Source organism: Pedobacter sp. NO84, assembly GCF_059703915.1.
The window spans coordinates 167,480-185,625 of record NZ_AP046575.1 but is presented as its reverse complement, the minus strand read 5'-3'; the positions used below and the strand labels follow the sequence as shown (position 1 = coordinate 185,625).

Here is an 18,146-nt window from a genome sequence, read left to right as displayed (position 1 = left end):
CTTTCTTTCGGACTCCCCGACTTTCGGACTTCCCCACTCAAGACTTTGGACTTAAGACTAAAATCCCTATCTTCCTAGCCAAATACATTTCGATGGAAAACAAAAAGCAACTCTCTCTCTTCGATCTCTCCATGATTGTTGTAAGCCTGGTAATTGGGATGGGGATATTTAGAAATCCTGCCTCGGTTGCGGCCACTTCAGGCGACAGCACCATCTTTTTTACCGTATGGGTTGTTGGAGGTGTTATCGCACTTTGTGGTGCCCTAACCTATGCCGAAATTGGTCTTCGCCTTCCTGCAATGGGCGGCTATTACAAAGTTTTTGCTCATTGCTATCATCCCGCCATCGGATTTTCTGTAAATGCAATTATATTAATCAGTAATGCAGCTTCTTTGGCTGTGGTAGCCTTAATTGGCTCTGATTACGTAAGTGATCTTCTGTTTGGAAAACCAAGCAGCACACTATTTAATACCACCATGGCTATTTCTGCTGTTGGCATCTTTTTTTTCGTGAACCTTTTTGGACTCAAAACAAGTAGCAAAACACAAAACGTTTTGATTATCATTAAAGTTGGACTGGTTTTATTGCTGATTGCGAGCATTTTTAAAGGGGTTGTAGTAGAGCCACATGGTTATGAAACAGGATCACCATTGTATTCTTTATCTAACCGCAGCGCGCTTTCGCTATTTTTAGTTTCTATGATTCCGGTCTGTTTCGCCTATGGCGGATATCAGCAAACGATAAATTTTGGTTCTGAGGTTAAGAAACCAACCATTATACCTAAAGGAATTTTCATAGGAATTATCATCGTTGTTTCGCTTTACTTATTAATTAACGTTGCCTATATCGATGTGATTGGATTTGATAAAATGAAAAATGCGTCGGCCATTGGCGCGCTATTGTGTGAAGCCTGGTTTGGTCCATTAGGAGCCAAGGTTTTCGATGGCCTGATGTTTCTATCGGTACTTGCTTATGTAAATATTCTACTTATGAGCAACCCAAGAGTAATGTTCGCGATGAGCGTAGATAAGGTTTTTCCTAAAATATTTTCTTACATGCACCCTAAAACCGGGGCTCTTATAACAGGTTTGGCTACATTTTCTTTAATTGCAATTGTGGTTACCTTTTTTGGCAAAGGTGTAGATAGCATTCTAAATTTTACCATGTTTTTAGATAGCATTGGTATGAGCACTTCTGCAGCAACGCTGTTTATACTAAGAAAAAGAATGCAGGGCAATGAGGTAACCCAAAACACATGGAATAAATTTACCCCAATGTTAGCGGCGTTTTTTGTGTTCAGTTATTTTATGATTGCTATTGGTGTGGTAATAAAGGATCTTAAAGCTGCTTATACTGGCGTTGGCTTATTGTTGCTATTTTTGTTATTGTACTACATTTTCTACGCTAAAAAATCAACATCGTTGAGCTAATGGACTTATCATATATCTTAAATGAACTAGGTGAAGAACGCGAAAACTATTTTAACGCGATAGCACCACCCATTATACAGACAAGTAATTTCAAGTTTAATACCGTAGCTGATTTTAGGGCAGCATTGGCTGATGAATATCAAGGCAATCTATATTCTAGGGGCTTTAATCCTACGATTGATATCCTACGTAAAAAATTAGCTGCTTTAGACGGAGCGGAAGATGCATTGGTTTTTAGCAGTGGAATTGCGGCAGTTACCGTTCCGGTTTTGGCACTATTACAAAGTGGTGATGAAGTGGTTTGTGTAGAAAATCCTTATAGTTGGACCATCAAACTATTTACAGAGTTTTTACCAAAATTTGGAGTAAAAACTACTTTCGTTGATGGAACTAGTACTACTTCAATTGAAAAGGCAATCACGCCAAAAACAAAGTTGATTTACCTCGAATCGCCAAATACCTTTAGTTTTGACGTACAGGATCTGGAGGCTATTTCGGCCATTGCCAAGAGCATGGGAATTTTAACCCTGATAGACAACAGTTATTGCTCGCCGCTTTACCAACAACCTATAGCCTATGGAATTGACTTGGTTGCACAATCGGCCACCAAATATCTTGCTGGGCACAGCGATGTTGTGGCAGGGGTTTTAACTGGTAAGAAAGAATTGCTCGAAAAGATTTTTAATAAAGAATACCTAAATATTGGTGCGGCATTGGCCCCTCAAAATGCATGGTTATTGTTACGTGGCCTTCGAACCCTAGAAATTAGGCTCGAAAAGATTAGCGAAACCGCTGAGCAGGTTATTTCTTACCTAGGAAAGCACCCAAAAGTGGCGCAGGTTTTACATCCTTTTAGTAGTACTAACAAAGATTTGGCATTAGCTAAAAAACAGATGAAAAAGTGCGGGGGTTTATTCAGTATCGTTTTAAAAGATGCTGGGTTGGTGCAGATCGAAACTTTTTGTAACAGTTTGCAGCACATTTTAATGGCTGTTTCTTGGGGAGGATATGAAAGCTTGGTTATTCCTGCTTGCGCCGGGATTAACAAGGCCGATTTTGATCCGACCAACAAACGACATGTATTAATTAGGCTATATATAGGTTTAGAGGATGCTAATTACCTGATTAAGGATATTGAACAAGCCCTAGCACAACTCTAAATGCCGATACAAACACTACCTTTTAAGAAGCAATTGGCCTACGCAGCGGGGATGATGGGCTGGAGCATAATGACCAACATCATTATTGTAATGGTTAATTATTTTTATCTTCCTCCAAAAAATGCTGGCTTAACTCCGCTTATCCCACAGCTATTGATTTTCGGGGTCGTTAATATTTTATCATTAATAATGGCATCAGGACGATTGTTTGATGCGGCGTATGATCCGTTTATTGCATCGGTTAGCGATCGGAGTTCCAATCCGAAAGGCCGGAGATTTCCGATCATGAAATGGGCGATCTTACCTGCAGTACTATTTTGCAGCTTAGTTTTTCATCCAATAGTTAAAGGAGAAAGCGTCACTAATGCCTGGTGGTTAACTTTTATTCTTGCAGGATTTTTTATTTCAGTTACCACTTACATTATTCCTTATAATGCACTATTGGCAGAGCTAACACATACCCCCGAACAAAAGGTTAAACTCTCTACCTTTCAGCAGGTTGGTTTTGTTTTAGGAATGATATTAGGGGCACTTTGCAATAACTTCGCAGATTTGATCCAAACCTATTTTAATGTTACAGAGCGGTTTGAAGCTTTACAATATACCATTATTGGGCTAAGTGTATTGTCGGGCTTGGTGATGGCCCTCCCCATTCTGTTTATCAATGAACGCGATTATGTTAAAAGCAAGCCTTCACATACCCCATTGTGGCCCGCCATCCAAAACACCTTTCGCAATTCAAATTTTAAGTATTATTTAATATCCGATTTCACGTATTATACCGCATTAAGTTTGATGAGTAGCGGATTGTTGTATTATGTAACCGTGCTACTGGTACTCCCTGATTCCGATGGTGGAATGTTTATGGGCTTAATGGTTGTTTTGTCGCTCTTATTCTATCCATTTATAAATTATGGGGCTACTCGTTTTGGCAAGAAACCCTTGGTCCTTTTTGCTTTTGGGATATTGAGCCTAATTTTCGTCACCATTTTCTTTTTGGGCAAACTACCTTTTGCACCGAGAGTCCAAATGTATATTTTGGTGGTTTTTGCTTCTTTCCCTTTAGCCGCCCTAGGCATATTACCAAACGCAATTTTAGCAGATATTGCTCAAAAAGATACCATCGAAACTGGCGAAAACCATGAAGGTATGTTCTTTGCGGTTAAATACCTTTTCGTAAAATTGGGACAAACATTAGGTATTGCCATTTTTGCCATGCTCACCATTTATGGTAAGGATGTTGGACATGATTATGGATTGAGATTAAACGGCGTAGTTGGGTTTGCATTGTGCGTGTTGGCGTTACTATTTTTTACGAGATTTAAAGAAAGAAAATAACCGAAATATCTAATCTAAACACCCTAATTCAATTGCAACAATTATTTGCAGTCAAGAAAAAAGAGAATAAGATATTGGTAAAACAGTTCTTCAACCCATTGTAGAAATTGAACAGTTTCGTATATTTAAGATAAGAATTATACGAACCAAACCCTCTCACAATGAAAAAAATAGTTGGAATTTTGTTAGTGGTATTCACCTTGTCAAGCTGCAAGTTGGGGACTTCCGGAATGTGGAGAAATGACAGAATCAAAGAAGATAAACGAGAACAAATTAAATTTCTAAACGAAAAATTGTGTAAAGCAATCCAAAAGAATGATTCCGTAGCCTTGAAAGCGCTGATGTCGCAGGCGCTGTTGGACAAAGGAAGTGGAAACATCACACAACTCCTTAGTCAAATAAGCTCGTCTTTTCAATCAGGTTATCGCGTTCTGGACGAGTATAACGTCCAAAATTCTACCACAGGATTAAGCAATACACTTATTTCAGGAGTTTCGGGCTATAACGATTACGTAGTTAATTATCAGGCGATGAACGATGAAATGTATACTTCTCTGTTGGTCTCCAACAGTTCGGACAATGAGATTTTAATTCTGATCGTTTATGGAAAATACGAAGATCAATGGAAAATTAATATTCTGCAACTAGGTTCGTATAGCCTCTTTAATAAAACTGCACCAGACTTCTATAAAATAGCGCTAGAGAAGTATCAGAAAAATTATTTAGTTGATGCCGTCGATTATATTGGTTTGTCTTTACAGTATCTCAAACCTGCTAGTGATTTCTTTCACTATCAAAAAGAAACAGAAATAAAAGAATTTTACGATAAAGTGATGAAAGAGGTAAACTCCAAATATAAGTTCCCTCTCACCTTGGTTAATATTAATACCAAGCCGCAGGTATTTAGAATATATCCAGAAATGATAGAAGGAGATATTTTCCCAGCGGTTTGTTATGTATCAACCGTAAAACTTAGTGATGTTAACGCCCTTAAAGCTGAAAATGAGCAATTAAGGCAAGAAGTATATAAACTTTTCCCTGGGATAAACAAAGACAAAAAAGCTGTTCTTTACGCGGCATTTAATGAGATACCGAAAGGACCAAAGGCGATGAACTACCGTTTTGTAGATAAGGTAAACGATTAAATTATTTAATAGAAGAACTAGGGAGCAATTTATAATTGATGCGATAACATCGACCATGAACTATCAACCAATGGTTAAGTTCTTACTTTAAGATAATTTCCTTATCTTTGCAGCGAAGCAGAATTTCTTTATCATTTAAAGCAACTCGCAAGTTAGTCCTCCCAGCAATGATTGTTCTAGCTTCTTCGTTATTATTACACTTAAAATTTATACTTTGTTATTTTCAGAATTAAACCTGATAGCTCCTATTTTAAAGGCGCTTGAAACCGAAGGTTATACACAACCTACACCCATACAAGAACAATCCATCCCATCTATTTTACAAAAACGCGATCTTTTGGGCTGCGCCCAAACAGGAACTGGTAAGACAGCCGCCTTTGCTATCCCAATGTTGCAGCTATTAAACCAGCCACATGGAAATATAAAAGGCCCAAAGCCTATTAAAGCTTTAATATTAACCCCTACTAGAGAATTAGCGATCCAAATTGAGGAAAGTTTTAAGGCTTACGGTAGGAATTTACCTTTACGTCATTTGGTAGTATTTGGTGGTGTTGGGCAAAAACCACAAACGGATGCCTTACATCGCGGCGTTGATATTTTAGTAGCCACACCTGGGAGATTGTTAGATCTAATGAACCAGGGTTTTGTTAACCTACGCGAAATTGAAATTTTCGTTTTAGATGAGGCAGATCGTATGCTTGATATGGGTTTCATCCACGATGTGAAAAAAATTATTGCTAAACTACCAGCAAAAAGACAGACGTTGTTTTTCTCAGCAACGATGCCTAATGAGATTAAAAAACTTTCGGACACGATTTTAACCAATCCGATAAGAGTTGAAGTTACCCCTGTTTCATCAACAGCCGAAAAAATTCAACAAGCGGTTTATTTTGTGGAGAAAAACGATAAGAGGAATTTATTGGCACATCTGTTAAAAGATAAGGCCATCGAAACGGTACTTGTTTTTACCCGTACCAAGCACGGTGCAGATAAAGTGGTAAAGGATTTAACCAAAATCAATGTTCGTGCTGAAGCCATTCATGGTAATAAATCGCAAAATGCACGTCAAAGAGCACTGACCAATTTCAAGGCCCGTACTACCCGTGTTTTAGTGGCTACTGATATTGCCGCTCGTGGTATTGATGTGGACGAACTGGCGCACGTAATTAACTACGAGTTACCAAATATTCCGGAAACGTATGTTCATCGTATTGGTAGAACAGGAAGAGCCGGATTAAGCGGAATTGCTTATTCATTTTGCGATGGCGAAGAAAAAGAATTTTTGGATGATATTGAAAAATTAATTGGACTTAAAATTCCAGTTAACGAAGATCATCCCTTTGCAATGAGCTGGCAAAGTTTAATGAGTGCCGCAGCCGATGCAAAAGGGAAGGGAAAAAAGAAACCAAATCAACGTGAACCAAGAGAACGTGAGCCTAATCTAAGTGGAGCCAAAAAGAAACCTCATGGTGGAGGAAAACCCAACCATACCGGGAGCACAGCAAGTGCGCATAGTACTGGCGGTGGTAATAGAAGGTTTAGTAGTGGCTCTAGAAGGAGAGACTAACTCGCAGTTTTAAGTTTTCAGTTAACAATTTTAAGGTTCGTATTTATACGGACCTTTTTTTTGCGCTGGGCCAATAAAAAAAGGCCAGATTTTAGGGGCTTATAGAATTACCAATGTGTTCGGCAAAGCTTACTATTAGTTTTGAACGTATGGAAATCCGTTTATACAAGCATCATAAGTTTATGAACAGAACATTTTTTATTCTATTTGCTATGTCGTTGTTGTTTTCTTGTCATCGAAAAGAATTGGGATCTAAAAAATTAATTCTAGGTGAATGGAAATTTGTTAGTCAAGTGAACAAAACCGAAGGAAAAGCAACAGGCCCTTTAATTGTTACTCCCGTTTTCGCCTCAACTAGTTACTCTTTTTTACCAAACAACGTTTGCGAGGATAAAAAGGGTTTTTTTACTGAGCGGAGATATAACCTAACCGATCCGAGTTATTGGAAATATTTAGGTACTAGCACCACTTACAAAATTGAAGGCGACAGCTTAAAAATATTAGATCTATCAGAAAATAAATGGAATGCTAAAAAAATAATAAGCGTTACTCAAGATACGTTGATACTTGAGCAAGATACCACACTTGTTCTTAAATTTTCAAAATTTCAATATACGATTAGACCGGAACCTTTGTTCGATCAAATTATCGTCTCAGCTTCTGGTTGTTTCGGAACTTGTCCGGTTGACGAGGTTTCTATCCGGCGCAGTGGTGAAGTACTCTATAATGGACGATGGTATACTGGTATTCTTGGTTTTTATCAAGGTAAAATAAACGAAAAAGACTTTGCGAAAATAGAATTTGACTTTAAAAAAGCTAATGTTTTAGCACTTAAAGACAAGTATGAGGCAAGTTGGACCGATGATGAAGAAATATCAGTAACATTTATCAAAAACAATCGAATTGTAAAGACAATACGTGATTATGGACGGGTTGCTCCTGCTGAGTTTAACTGGGCATATACACCCGTTAGATATTTATATCAAAAATTAAATCTATCAAAAATTTCTAAGCAAGAATATATAGCCATATTGCACAAATGAAATGGAGAACCCGAATTAAGGACATGCCAACTACCAACTGTTCTTAAGTAACCCTTCGGAAAATCTTACATTTACATTTCCCATCCATCCTACCTTTCCGTATTATTGGGCCTTGCATAAACCATCTGCATTACATTGATATTTCGCATGGCGAAAGCTGCTTCACAATAATTTAAGTAATAGTTCCATTTCCGGATAAAACGATCATCAAAACCTAAAGCTTTTACTTCATTTAATTTATAGTTAAATTCCTCGAACCAAAACCTAAGTGTCTTCGCATAATCTAGTCCTAAGTCTTTCAGATCAACCAAGGTTAGATCGCCGGTAGCGTTTATGGCTTTGTTTAACTGCGAAACTGAGGGCAGTAAAGATCCCGGAAAAACATGTTTTTGGATCCAATCAACCCCTTTCCGTAAATGATCATACCTACTATCTGGACTTGTAATAACCTGAAAAGCCAAAATCCCGTTGGGTTTAAGGAGTTGATTGCATTTAGCAAAATACGCTTCCAAATAATCATGACCAACGGCTTCTAACATCTCAATAGAAACAATCTTATCAAATTCGCCATCTATAGCCCGATAGTCCCTAATAACTATCTCAACTTTATGAGTTAATCCAGCTGCTTGTACCCGCTCTCGGGCTAATTTTTGCTGTTCTTTAGAAATAGTGACCGACGTTACTTTACAACCATAATTTTTAGCAATAAAAATTGCGTTAGCACCCCAACCACTTCCAATTTCGAGTACATGATCAGTGGCTTTAAGATGCAGTTGTTCGCAAAGTCTGCGATATTTTGCTTCCTGAGCGGCAGCCAAAGAAAGTTCTTGAGTTTTGAAATAGGCTGAAGAATAGGTCATTGAGGGATCCAAAAAAGTCGCAAAGAAATCATTATTCAGATCGTAGTGTTCGGCTATGTTTTTTTGTGAACCAGTAATACTATTAGATCTATTATTATGATAGATCCGATTAAGCCATTTGAAAAGGTTTAATCCAGCAATTTTTACCTTACTTCCAGAAACGGATGGTGCATTTTCAATGTTCAGGATGATCCACTTAATTACATTGGTAATATTCTGGGTTTCCCACAGGCCTTCTACATAGGCTTCCCCAAAACCAATATCCCCATACAAGACTACACATTTAAAAAACTTAGGATCACTAACCAACAAATCTGCCTTAATTGTAGCATTCGGATTGCCAATTTCTATTGTCTCGCCACTTGGTAAGCTTAATTGTAAAAAGCCTTTTGTCATTTTACCAAGTAGATTTAAGACTACATTTTCGTAAAAACCCGATTTATTTTTGACTAATGAGAGAGATGACATTTACTTACTTGATTGGTTATACCGTTTATATACGTTTTTTTGCATTGCTTGGTTTGCAGCTTTTGGATGATACTTTATTTTTTTCAACCACAATTTTAATGCTTGAAAATGGATGAGTCCCATTACTTGTAAAGGGATTAGCGGTATAGAAAAGAAATAGCGTAGCATGCGTGCATCGGTTAATTCTTTTTTAGTTCCCTTTAATGTACTCAAGAAAAATTTTTTCCCTTCCTTATCATAATCATCAATTTTAATATCCAACTTTTCATTCGGTATGGCAAGTTTAAAATCAAAAAAAGTATCCAAATCTATAAAAGGAGAAACATAAAATAGTTTCTCTGTTAGCTGTTCAAATGTATTTCCAATTAAATCTCCCCTCCCAAAGAAGAACAGCTTCATTTCACGGTAAGTATTACTAATTTCGGCCACTGCACAAAGCGGATTACCTAAACTGTCAAAACAAAAATAAAAAGAAACAGGATTAAAATTGTATCCTAAAACGGATAAATTAGTCAGCAGCATGATTTTTCCGTCGCCAATGTTAACCCCATGCGTTTCTAAATAAGAGGTAATCTGCTGCTTTACTGTTTTACTACAATCCGGATTTTCTTTCGGCAACTGCAAATGATCCTTATCTCTAAAATTAAATAAATTGAAGCGATTGTAACTGAACCAGCGGAGTTTCTTTGAAAGCAATTCTATTTCATCCAAATCGAGATAGAACATATAGACGTTATACCAAAAACTGTGCTTTTTAGGAGCAAGCCTGTGGTGCATGACTTTAGCCAAATATATGGAAGAGGTAATATGGAATATGGAATATGGGCCTGTCATCAGATTAACAATTATTTGCTAGAAGAAATTTTAATCGCTGCGAATATTTTTTTAAGTTCATTAGCCTCATCTTTATACTCTTCGAACTCATGTTTGAATCTGTCTTCACTATATAGCTCGTTTAAAATGCGAAGCCAATATAAACTTTCCCTAGCTTCTCTATAAGAAATTCCTATTTTGTAACTGAAATCTCTTTTGCTTGTAGCTCCCTGAGCCTCTTCATAATTCGCTCCAACCGAAGTTGATGACTTGCTTAATTGCAATATTGGTACTTTATAAACGGCATTGTAAGGTAATTTATTCAAGAACTTCAGAATATTTACACCAAAGTAAAAAGTCCTGTCCAAAAGTTGGGTTGTTTTTTCATTCATAATTAGATGTTTTAATGCCATCTAATCTAACAACCCGGTGGATCAAAATCTATTAGGAAATCTTAAGAAATTAAATCTCCATTCTTATCCCTTCCATCTTCCATCTTACATCTCACATCTTACATCTCACATCTGTTCGCACAAATCAACCGCACTCTTATATGCATCCTCGTGAAAACCGTATTTAAAATAGCTGCCACAAAAATAGATTGGCCCATTTTCATTTAATTTATACAATTCTTGTTGAGCCTGCATGGCAGGTACGTCAAATAATGGATGCTCATAGTTAATTTCTTTAATAATCTTACTTTGGTCAAGCGAAGCTGATGGGTTAATAGAAACGAAATAATCTATCTTTTCAGACACACCCTGCAATTTATTCATCCAGTAAATCGTGCTGGCCGTTAAGTTTTCTCCTTTTTTTTCCACACGATAGTTCCAGCTGCTCCATGCCAATTTTTTCTTTGGCATTTGTCCTTTATCCGTATGTAAAACAGCTTTGTTCAACTGATATTTAAATTTAGACAATAATCTCTCTTCGTCCGCTGTTTTGTGTTTCAAAATTTTATAGGTCTGATCGGCATGACAGGCCATTATTACTTTATCGAACAACATCTCTTCCCCTTTGTCGGTTACTACCAATACTTTACCATTTTGCAGCTCTTCTACAGAGGTAATTTTGGTGTTTATCCTAACCTGGTTTCTGAAAGGAGCGATTAATTTTTCTTTGTAAGCTTGACTTCCTTGGTGCAACGTATACCATTGATGTTGGGTGTCGATACCTAAGAAGCCATGATTTTTGAAAAATCGAATAAGGGACACGGCCGGAAAATCAAGAATCTGATCCATTGGTGTAGACCAAACCGCTGAACTCATGGGTATAAGGTACTTCCATACCATGTCATTACTGAAATTAAATTCTTTGATATACTTTCCCAGCGAATAATCTGCATAGTCAGGATCATCCAAAATTGCTATGCTCTGCTTGTTGAAGCGATCAATCTGCATTAACATTTTTAAAAAAGATGGATTAAAAATATTCCGCTTTTGCGCAAACAGATGCCTGATACTCGAACCACTATACTCTAATTTATTGGGCATATATTGCACGCTAAAAGACATGTCTGTTTTTTTGATAGGCGCGTCTATTTCCGTAAAAAGTTTACATAAATGAGGGTAGGTCTGGTAGTTAAACACCATAAAACCGGTGTCTATATAAACTGTCCGATCTTCTTCTTCAACACTAACGGTATTTGTATGTCCACCAATGTAATTCAGCTCTTCAAAAAGGGTAACATCATACTTTTGATGCAGCAAATGGCCGCAGCCCATCCCGGCTATTCCGGTACCGATAATTGCTAAGGTTTGCATAAGTGGGAATGTAAAATGGAAGATGTAAGATGCCTGCCTGACGGACAGGCAGGGAAGATGGGCATAGCATGGTTCCGAAGAGATCGTATTTTATTTTCTTTACGCAATCTTAATAGATGCCAAAACCTGCTTAAGTTCATTATATTTATTCTAAATTGTTGAAATCACACTTATCGTACCCTTCCCGCCTCCAATCCATCCTACATCTTCCCTCTTACATCTTACATTTCTCAAATAGATAGTGACACACCATCCATTCATTTCCTTTATTATAATTAAATAATTCGGCACAGGCCATGTAGAATAATCGCCAGTACACCCAACATTTCACTGCGTTATCCTTACCATAGGTGTTTTCTAAAATTGGCATAATCTCTTTTTTATGCTCGTCCATTTTACTTAGCCATGCCTCGGAGGTTTTTCCATAGTTAGTGCCATTAACCACCCAATGCTTAGTTATTTTTAGATGATCATGGAAATAAAAAAACAAATGATTGGAAGGCATGATCCCACCGGTAAAAAAGTACTTGCTCATCCAATCGGTTTCATCAACTACTTCATATTTATAGGCCAGTGTTTTATGGGTGAAAATATGCACGAATAACTTCCCTTCTGGTTTTAGAAAAGAGGAAACTTTAGCCAAAAGCAATTGATAATTCCGCATGTGCTCGAACATCTCAACAGATACTACGCGATCAAAAGTATCTGCAATGGTAAAAGTATTCATATCCGCAGTAAGCACGGTTAGGTTCTTAATGCCGCGTTGCTTTGCTGTATCATCAATAAAAACCTTCTGCGTTGTGGAGTTCGAAACAACAGTAAATGTACTTTCAGGAAATTTTGCCGACATGTAAAGTGAAAGCGAGCCCCAACCACAGCCAAGTTCTAGAACGTTTTGACCATTGGTTAACCCTGCCCTTTCGCAAGTTAAAGCCAGCATATCATCTTCTGAAGTATCAATATTAGTAACACCAGGCTTCCAATAACCGCTACTATATTTTAGGTTTTTACCCAAACAATATTGAAAAAAAGCTGTGGGCAGTTCGTAATGTTGTTCATTCGCATCTGCAGTATTTACAGCTATAGGCGATGCTTTTAATTCTTCAAGTAATGAATTAAATTTTTGTTGCTGCTGCTCTTCATCACCTATGGTTTCGTCGTTTAATCGCTTTTTGAGCAACTTTCTAATGCCCAATCGAAGCAATGGGTCTGGTAATTGGTTGTTTTCTATCAGTTTATCGTACCACATTTGAGTTTGGAAGGTTGAGTTTGGAGCTTGGGGCATGGAGCTTAGAGTTTGTAGGAGCCTAGAACTCTCGACTCCCAACTTTTTTAATCCATGGAAAAAAGGAACTTGTTGTTTTTTGATATTTTTTATACGCTACAGGTTTACTTCGCAAATTTTGTTCTTCATTATTAGGTATACCTGTAACCTTTAGTAAAAGATATAAAATTATAGCGGGGCTGATAATGGCCAACATACCCCATGGTGATGCCAGTGCAAATACGAAATAAGCCATCCAGGTTAACCATTCGAAAAAATAGTTTGGATGCCGGCTGCAATACCATAGTCCTACATCGCAAACCTCACCTTTATTTTTAGGGTCTTTTTTAAATGATGCCAACTGCCGATCAGCGATCATTTCCCCAAAGAAAGAAACCACCCAAATTGCTATTCCAATATATTCAACGATTGAAAACTCTGAGGTTGGATTTGCGGTAATGATAAAAAATGGAAGTGCCAAAATAACATTTGAAATCGCCTGAAATTGAAAAAAGAAGAAGAAATTTCGATCGGCATTTTTTCCCCATTCTTTCCTCAACTGTTGATACCTTCCCTCTTCTTCCTTTAAATGACCAATTACACGTTGCCAAAGATGGACTCCTAGTCTCAATTCAGCCACTAAGAATAAACTGCAGATAACCATTTTTCTAAGTTCAAAACCCTCAGAAAGGAAGAATGTGATTAGTGTGATTACCGGAAAATTAAGCGCCCAAAAAACGTCGACAACACCAGCATTCTTGATTTTTTTTGCCCAAATCCATACCAAGAACATGATGGTACAACAGGCAATAAGAGAAACGAGAGCGATAAATAGTAAATTTTGGTTCATGGTTCAGTTTTCCTTGATCATAGTTCCTGGTTCATAGTTCATGGATCATGGGTCATGCCCTACTTCCGACTAATTCGTTCAGCCCCTCACCTGGTTTTAGTTTAAATAACTTAATTAAAACGTAAGTACAAGTGGCTATACTACCTAGACATACGAATAAAATTAACCAAACGATTTTAAGAAAAGTTGATTTTTCTTTATAAAACATCCACAGGGTGATAATGAAGATATTGGCGTAGAAATCCCACAAAGTGGCTATCATCCAAGGAATTGATCCTAAAAAGTCCCATTGATCAAATAATGAGCTTTGTAAACTGGTGCTGATTACAATGTAAGTTACCCAGATCAAAAGGGCAGAAAAGATTATTTTTAAAGCGGATATCATAGAAGGATAGGTAAAAGGGAAGAGGGAAAATGGAAGAGGGAAAATGCCTGCCCTCCATCTTCCATTTCCCATCTTACATCTTACATATTAGTTAGATTTTTCTGATCTTAATTATTCTCATCCAATGCAGTATCTTCATCATGGGATAGGTTGGGTCAAACTCCCACCATCGGGTCGCAAAATTAGGACTGTTTGGTTTTTTATGGTGATTATTTTGAAACAGCTCTCCCATCAACAAAAAGTCCCAGGGCAATGAGTTTTTACTGTGATCTTCGTTATCATGGTTCGAATATCCATATTTATGACCGCACCAATTTACAATAGCACCATGAAGGGGACCCATTAAAAAGTGGAGTGGCAATAAGATAAACATCCACCAATGTGTGGCAAAGAAAACATAAAAGGCGATATAAAATAAGCCACACCCTACTCTCCAGATCCAGGAATCTCCTAACCTATCAATTAATGGCCACTCGGGATAATTACCTCTAAAAGCAGGTTCAGGCTCTATTTTATAACGTAAATAGTTCAGATACATATTTTTTGTGGCGAGCATCATTCCAAATACATCCTTAAAAAAATGAGGCGAATGTGGATCCTTCTCGGTATCGCTATACGCATGGTGCATCCGGTGAAGGATGGCATATGCCCGCGGATTTAAGAAGGAAGAGCCTTGAGAAATTAAAAGAATGAGATAAAAGAAACGCTCCCAAAATAGCTCCATTTTAAACATCTTGTGTGATGAATAGCGGTGCAAAAAGAAAGTCTGACTAAAAAGGGATAAGAACCAGTGAGCTAAGAAAAAAAGTAGAATTATCATGTAGTATATATTGTATTATAAACGTAAAAACGGGGGAAATGGTTTGAATTCTATGAACTAATTAAATCTTATAGAAGATGACCAAGACAATGCCCACTAGTATAGAGAAGAAGACCATTAACGTCATCATGATTATATAACTAAGCAGGCTGTAGAGTATAGTTTTGATTTTGGATAATTTATTAAAAAACTGACAGTAGGTCCATATGGCAATAATGAGGTAAAGCAAGCCGCTTATGCTTATTATTAGATCTTGTGTTGGTGTATTTTTATAGTAAAAGGTTAACGGGAACAGCAAAAGTTGAATAACCAATGCTTGCACAGTGATATAAGAATTGAGCACAAAATGCTCAATAAAATTATACCGTTGTTTTAAAAATGAGAGATATGAACCTACGGTCCAAAGCGGTAACATGAGCAGCATAGCACCCACATAGTGTGCGTTGATCCAGTCCGTTAACTGATTTTGTTGAGCGAGTTGTTCGGGGTCTTTCGTAAACTCTACACTTGTAATTTTAACATTAAAATAGAGAGATATTACGCCATATAACGACGCCAATAATACAATTAAAGAAATGGGCTTAAAAAACCTAACCCGTTGCCCTTCGATGTATGCCCTAATGGCATGGCCGGGTTTAGTAAAAAGTGCATAGACGGTGTAAAAGATTCCCTTATCAAAATGAAGCAGGCTATGCTGAACATCGTGCCATAAAAAATGGAAATTCATGGGATGTGTATGTGAACTTTGCCCACATTGATAACAGAAATTACCCTCAAACTCGGTCTTGCAGTTCTTACATTTGATCATGCAACTGAATCTAATTATCTGCCAAAATCGTCTTGTACACGAACAATATCATCTTCATCAGAAGGATTAGAAGCATCGGTATGTTGCCAAATTTCGGCTACTACACCCCAATCATCTAGCCCGATTAACCGATGACGCTCTCCCTGTTGCAATTTTATCTGTTCTGTGGCATGGTAGTTTTTGGTTTCTCCTTCAACGTCGGTATCACTGGTTTTAATACCAACGGTTCCTGTAATTACCTGCCATATTTCGGCCCTACGGTGATGGTATTGCCATGAAAGACGTTTTCCAGGCGCAACGATCAACACTTTAGGACTTAACTTACCGCCTATTTTTAAGCTATTTACATCTAAGCCATCAAAGTAGGTATCCGCAAATTGTTGTGCCTGTGCCTCATCTATTACAAAGAAGCCGCCCCAAGGACGTGTTTCGTCGCGATTAACTACTTTAAAACCTTCGATCTGTAAGCGTTGCGCAACGGTATCGAATATATCTTTTTTTTGAGTTTCCATATTGACGCAAAAATACGGGTTCGAAATTAAAAAGTCTTATTCGGGACTTGTTTTTTTTGGTTGAGCGCTTAGCGTTAAGCGTAGGGCGTTTAAACCGCCGTTCGCTTATCGCCATACGCTTAACTTTACTTGATATCGGTAACTACCATATCTATCGGCATACCGGCGGTTTGCACGATAAAGGGAAGGCTAGGATTGTTTAAAATCCATAATTGTATTTTGCCATCTTCTGTAACTACGCTGGTGACGTCTGCTTCCTTGCCGTTTATTTTCATCGTATTGGCATCTGCTTTAAGGTTAAATTTCATCCCATTGTACGTGAAAGTTTTCGTTTCCATTAAAGTTTTATAGGCCGCTTTAGAAATCAATCCGTAGGTTTCGACATCCGATAATTTAGTGGATCCCAAACCAGGTTGCGCCATGTAGATCGCTGTACCTGATTCTAACCCTTTTTCGCTAATCAAGAATTCTCCATCGCCATATCCATCTACAGACCAAGCTATACTAACCGGTGCTTTGGTTGATTTAACTGTAAATGTTAAGGGATATTCTTGTCCAGATACAAAAACACTTGCGGTCATTTTTGATCCATCTTTAATCTCGGGTAGTGTTTTTTGTGCAAATACGATTGTAAATAAACTTAAGCTTAATAAGGTGAGGAATATCTTTTTCATGGGTTTTAATTTTTAATGGTTATGTTATCATTTGTTAGATGCGATGAAGATAATTTTTTTTGAGCGTAAAGAGAAATTTAAGTTACTCTAAAACTTTCATTCACAATTAATCATAATTGGAGTATTTTTATACATCCTAAAACTCCCAAAGATAAAAAAGGAGGATGCTATGATGAAACGAATAATTGTAGGACTTCTATGTTCAACATCCAGTTTAACACTTAATGCTCAGGGCATACATGGAACATATAAATCTGTTGCCGTAGCTGATGCAGGTAGTAGAGAAATTACCTTTACTAAACCATCATTTACTGAGAAAACCAACGGTCATTTGGTGGGCAAAAAAGGCGCAGGAAAGTTTTTTGTTAAAAATAATACTCTTACTCTAATCTATGAGCAAATTAAAAATGCGGATACCTCTAGATATGAAATTCAATCGGACATTAATGAAACTGAGATCGGAAACATTGAAGTAAAAGTTTTAGACGACGCTGGAATGCCCATGCAAGCATATATCGGACTTAGAGATAATGTAAACGCTCCAATTGGACTTTCATTTACAAATGAAAAGGGCATTGGTCATCTCATTCTGTTTAAGCACAAAATTTTAGGCTATTTTATGATAGATGCCATAGGTTACGAGCGGGTCCTTATTCCTGCTAATAAATTGTTAGGCAAAAATTCTGTGATTACAGCCTATCTAAAGCAACAAACTACTTTTAGAATTGAGCCTCATAAAGAAGTCTATACTATTGTTAAAAATGCTAATCGAGAGCTTATATTGTCAACTAACAATAAAAAGAATATAATAAAAATGATAAGGACTGAATAGCACAGTCTAAAATCTGCACATGGGGATTTTCAATCGATTACATATTGACAAAAACGCAAGGTGTTCCCATCATCATCAGTAACATAAAATTCCCTCCTGCCCCAAGTCTGATCAACAGGCCCCTGATGTACCGGCGAATTTGGCTTGTTGGAAGTATCAAGGCCCCTACTTTTATATTTCGCGAACAGAGAATCAACATTTGGCACGTAGACATAAATCACCGAACCGAATAGTCTGTCGCTTTCATGAGTAGTGATCTGCAGCTCCATCCTCTCATGACCTAAATCTACAACCTCCGAATCCGGGGTATCTTCAAGCCATGTCATCACAAAATCCAATACCTCGGTATAATGACGAATAGCTTTTCGCATATCGCTAACCTTTAATAAAGGGATAATCTGCATGAGACAAAAT

General features: G+C 37.4%; 19 protein-coding genes. 7 read left to right on the top strand and 12 right to left on the bottom strand.

The window, feature by feature from the left end:
* The first annotated feature begins 92 nt into the window (after positions 1-92).
* From AC6H0V_RS00890 to AC6H0V_RS00865, 6 genes are all read left to right on the top strand, one after another.
* A complete protein-coding gene (locus AC6H0V_RS00890) occupies positions 93-1,430 on the top strand; it encodes an APC family permease (RefSeq protein WP_497561820.1) in 1,338 nt (445 codons plus the stop codon).
* Entirely contained in the window at positions 1,430-2,590 is a 1,161-nt protein-coding gene (locus AC6H0V_RS00885; RefSeq protein ID WP_497561819.1) for a trans-sulfuration enzyme family protein, read from the top strand. The genes AC6H0V_RS00890 and AC6H0V_RS00885 overlap by 1 nt, the downstream gene beginning before the upstream one ends.
* Positions 2,591-3,928, top strand: a complete 1,338-nt coding sequence (locus AC6H0V_RS00880) for an MFS transporter (protein WP_497561818.1) — start codon at positions 2,591-2,593, stop codon at positions 3,926-3,928.
* Positions 3,929-4,089: 161 nt separating this feature from the next.
* Positions 4,090-5,073, top strand: a complete 984-nt coding sequence (locus AC6H0V_RS00875) for a hypothetical protein (protein ID WP_497561817.1) — start codon at positions 4,090-4,092, stop codon at positions 5,071-5,073.
* Between the two features lie 214 nt (positions 5,074-5,287).
* A complete protein-coding gene (locus tag AC6H0V_RS00870; RefSeq protein ID WP_497561816.1) occupies positions 5,288-6,640 on the top strand; it encodes a DEAD/DEAH box helicase in 1,353 nt (450 codons plus the stop codon).
* A gap of 182 nt (positions 6,641-6,822) precedes the next feature.
* Positions 6,823-7,683, top strand: a complete 861-nt coding sequence (locus AC6H0V_RS00865; protein ID WP_497561815.1) for a DUF6438 domain-containing protein — start codon at positions 6,823-6,825, stop codon at positions 7,681-7,683.
* Positions 7,684-7,772: 89 nt separating this feature from the next.
* Here the strand turns inward: AC6H0V_RS00865 and AC6H0V_RS00860 are convergent, their stop codons facing one another.
* From AC6H0V_RS00860 to AC6H0V_RS00810, 11 genes are all read right to left on the bottom strand, one after another.
* Positions 7,773-9,011: a class I SAM-dependent methyltransferase gene (locus AC6H0V_RS00860; protein ID WP_497561814.1), complete on the bottom strand. Its 1,239-nt coding sequence runs from the start codon at positions 9,009-9,011 to the stop codon at positions 7,773-7,775.
* Positions 9,012-9,845 carry a DUF1365 domain-containing protein gene (locus tag AC6H0V_RS00855; protein ID WP_497561813.1) on the bottom strand — a complete coding sequence of 278 codons (834 nt, stop codon included), beginning with the start codon at positions 9,843-9,845 and terminating at the stop codon, positions 9,012-9,014. It abuts the gene before it with no gap.
* 11 nt (positions 9,846-9,856) lie between these two features.
* Positions 9,857-10,216: a four helix bundle protein gene (locus tag AC6H0V_RS00850; protein ID WP_497561812.1), complete on the bottom strand. Its 360-nt coding sequence runs from the start codon at positions 10,214-10,216 to the stop codon at positions 9,857-9,859.
* 126 nt (positions 10,217-10,342) lie between these two features.
* A complete protein-coding gene (locus AC6H0V_RS00845) occupies positions 10,343-11,587 on the bottom strand; it encodes an NAD(P)/FAD-dependent oxidoreductase (protein WP_497561811.1) in 1,245 nt (414 codons plus the stop codon).
* A 214-nt stretch (positions 11,588-11,801) separates the two neighbouring features.
* A complete protein-coding gene (locus AC6H0V_RS00840) occupies positions 11,802-12,836 on the bottom strand; it encodes an SAM-dependent methyltransferase (protein WP_497561809.1) in 1,035 nt (344 codons plus the stop codon).
* A gap of 58 nt (positions 12,837-12,894) precedes the next feature.
* Entirely contained in the window at positions 12,895-13,701 is an 807-nt protein-coding gene (locus AC6H0V_RS00835; protein ID WP_497561808.1) for a DUF1295 domain-containing protein, read from the bottom strand.
* A gap of 52 nt (positions 13,702-13,753) precedes the next feature.
* Entirely contained in the window at positions 13,754-14,158 is a 405-nt protein-coding gene (locus AC6H0V_RS00830; protein WP_497561807.1) for a DUF1475 family protein, read from the bottom strand.
* 19 nt (positions 14,159-14,177) lie between these two features.
* Positions 14,178-14,906, bottom strand: coding sequence for an acyl-CoA desaturase (locus AC6H0V_RS00825; protein WP_497561806.1), 729 nt, complete (start codon positions 14,904-14,906; stop codon positions 14,178-14,180).
* Positions 14,907-14,967: 61 nt separating this feature from the next.
* Positions 14,968-15,633: a DUF3667 domain-containing protein gene (locus AC6H0V_RS00820; RefSeq protein ID WP_497561805.1), complete on the bottom strand. Its 666-nt coding sequence runs from the start codon at positions 15,631-15,633 to the stop codon at positions 14,968-14,970.
* Positions 15,634-15,728: 95 nt separating this feature from the next.
* Entirely contained in the window at positions 15,729-16,226 is a 498-nt protein-coding gene (locus AC6H0V_RS00815; protein ID WP_497561804.1) for a cupin domain-containing protein, read from the bottom strand.
* A gap of 125 nt (positions 16,227-16,351) precedes the next feature.
* On the bottom strand, positions 16,352-16,900 hold the full coding sequence (locus AC6H0V_RS00810; protein ID WP_497561803.1) for a hypothetical protein: 549 nt from the start codon (positions 16,898-16,900) through the stop codon (positions 16,352-16,354).
* Between the two features lie 169 nt (positions 16,901-17,069).
* Between AC6H0V_RS00810 and AC6H0V_RS00805 the strand changes: the two genes are divergently transcribed.
* A complete protein-coding gene (locus AC6H0V_RS00805; RefSeq protein ID WP_497561801.1) occupies positions 17,070-17,732 on the top strand; it encodes a hypothetical protein in 663 nt (220 codons plus the stop codon).
* A 29-nt stretch (positions 17,733-17,761) separates the two neighbouring features.
* Here AC6H0V_RS00805 and AC6H0V_RS00800 read toward each other — a convergent pair whose 3' ends face one another.
* On the bottom strand, positions 17,762-18,136 hold the full coding sequence (locus AC6H0V_RS00800) for a glyoxalase superfamily protein (RefSeq protein WP_497561800.1): 375 nt from the start codon (positions 18,134-18,136) through the stop codon (positions 17,762-17,764).
* Positions 18,137-18,146 lie beyond the last annotated feature (10 nt).

What these genes read in the sequence shown, in the direction of transcription:
- AC6H0V_RS00890 (WP_497561820.1), top strand. Translation starts at nt 93, where the DNA reads ATGGAAAACAAAAAGCAACTCTCTCTCTTCGATCTCTCCATGATTGTT.
- AC6H0V_RS00805 (WP_497561801.1), top strand. Translation starts at nt 17,070, where the DNA reads ATGATGAAACGAATAATTGTAGGACTTCTATGTTCAACATCCAGTTTA.
- AC6H0V_RS00860 (WP_497561814.1), bottom strand. Translation starts at nt 9,011, where the DNA reads ATGTCATCTCTCTCATTAGTCAAAAATAAATCGGGTTTTTACGAAAAT.
- AC6H0V_RS00865 (WP_497561815.1), top strand. Translation starts at nt 6,823, where the DNA reads ATGAACAGAACATTTTTTATTCTATTTGCTATGTCGTTGTTGTTTTCT.
- AC6H0V_RS00820 (WP_497561805.1), bottom strand. Translation starts at nt 15,633, where the DNA reads ATGAATTTCCATTTTTTATGGCACGATGTTCAGCATAGCCTGCTTCAT.
- AC6H0V_RS00810 (WP_497561803.1), bottom strand. Translation starts at nt 16,900, where the DNA reads ATGAAAAAGATATTCCTCACCTTATTAAGCTTAAGTTTATTTACAATC.
- AC6H0V_RS00845 (WP_497561811.1), bottom strand. Translation starts at nt 11,587, where the DNA reads ATGCAAACCTTAGCAATTATCGGTACCGGAATAGCCGGGATGGGCTGC.
- AC6H0V_RS00835 (WP_497561808.1), bottom strand. Translation starts at nt 13,701, where the DNA reads ATGAACCAAAATTTACTATTTATCGCTCTCGTTTCTCTTATTGCCTGT.
- AC6H0V_RS00850 (WP_497561812.1), bottom strand. Translation starts at nt 10,216, where the DNA reads ATGAATGAAAAAACAACCCAACTTTTGGACAGGACTTTTTACTTTGGT.
- AC6H0V_RS00800 (WP_497561800.1), bottom strand. Translation starts at nt 18,136, where the DNA reads ATGCAGATTATCCCTTTATTAAAGGTTAGCGATATGCGAAAAGCTATT.
- AC6H0V_RS00840 (WP_497561809.1), bottom strand. Translation starts at nt 12,836, where the DNA reads ATGTGGTACGATAAACTGATAGAAAACAACCAATTACCAGACCCATTG.
- AC6H0V_RS00855 (WP_497561813.1), bottom strand. Translation starts at nt 9,845, where the DNA reads ATGACAGGCCCATATTCCATATTCCATATTACCTCTTCCATATATTTG.
- AC6H0V_RS00875 (WP_497561817.1), top strand. Translation starts at nt 4,090, where the DNA reads ATGAAAAAAATAGTTGGAATTTTGTTAGTGGTATTCACCTTGTCAAGC.
- AC6H0V_RS00885 (WP_497561819.1), top strand. Translation starts at nt 1,430, where the DNA reads ATGGACTTATCATATATCTTAAATGAACTAGGTGAAGAACGCGAAAAC.
- AC6H0V_RS00880 (WP_497561818.1), top strand. Translation starts at nt 2,591, where the DNA reads ATGCCGATACAAACACTACCTTTTAAGAAGCAATTGGCCTACGCAGCG.
- AC6H0V_RS00825 (WP_497561806.1), bottom strand. Translation starts at nt 14,906, where the DNA reads ATGATAATTCTACTTTTTTTCTTAGCTCACTGGTTCTTATCCCTTTTT.
- AC6H0V_RS00815 (WP_497561804.1), bottom strand. Translation starts at nt 16,226, where the DNA reads ATGGAAACTCAAAAAAAAGATATATTCGATACCGTTGCGCAACGCTTA.
- AC6H0V_RS00830 (WP_497561807.1), bottom strand. Translation starts at nt 14,158, where the DNA reads ATGGGAAATGGAAGATGGAGGGCAGGCATTTTCCCTCTTCCATTTTCC.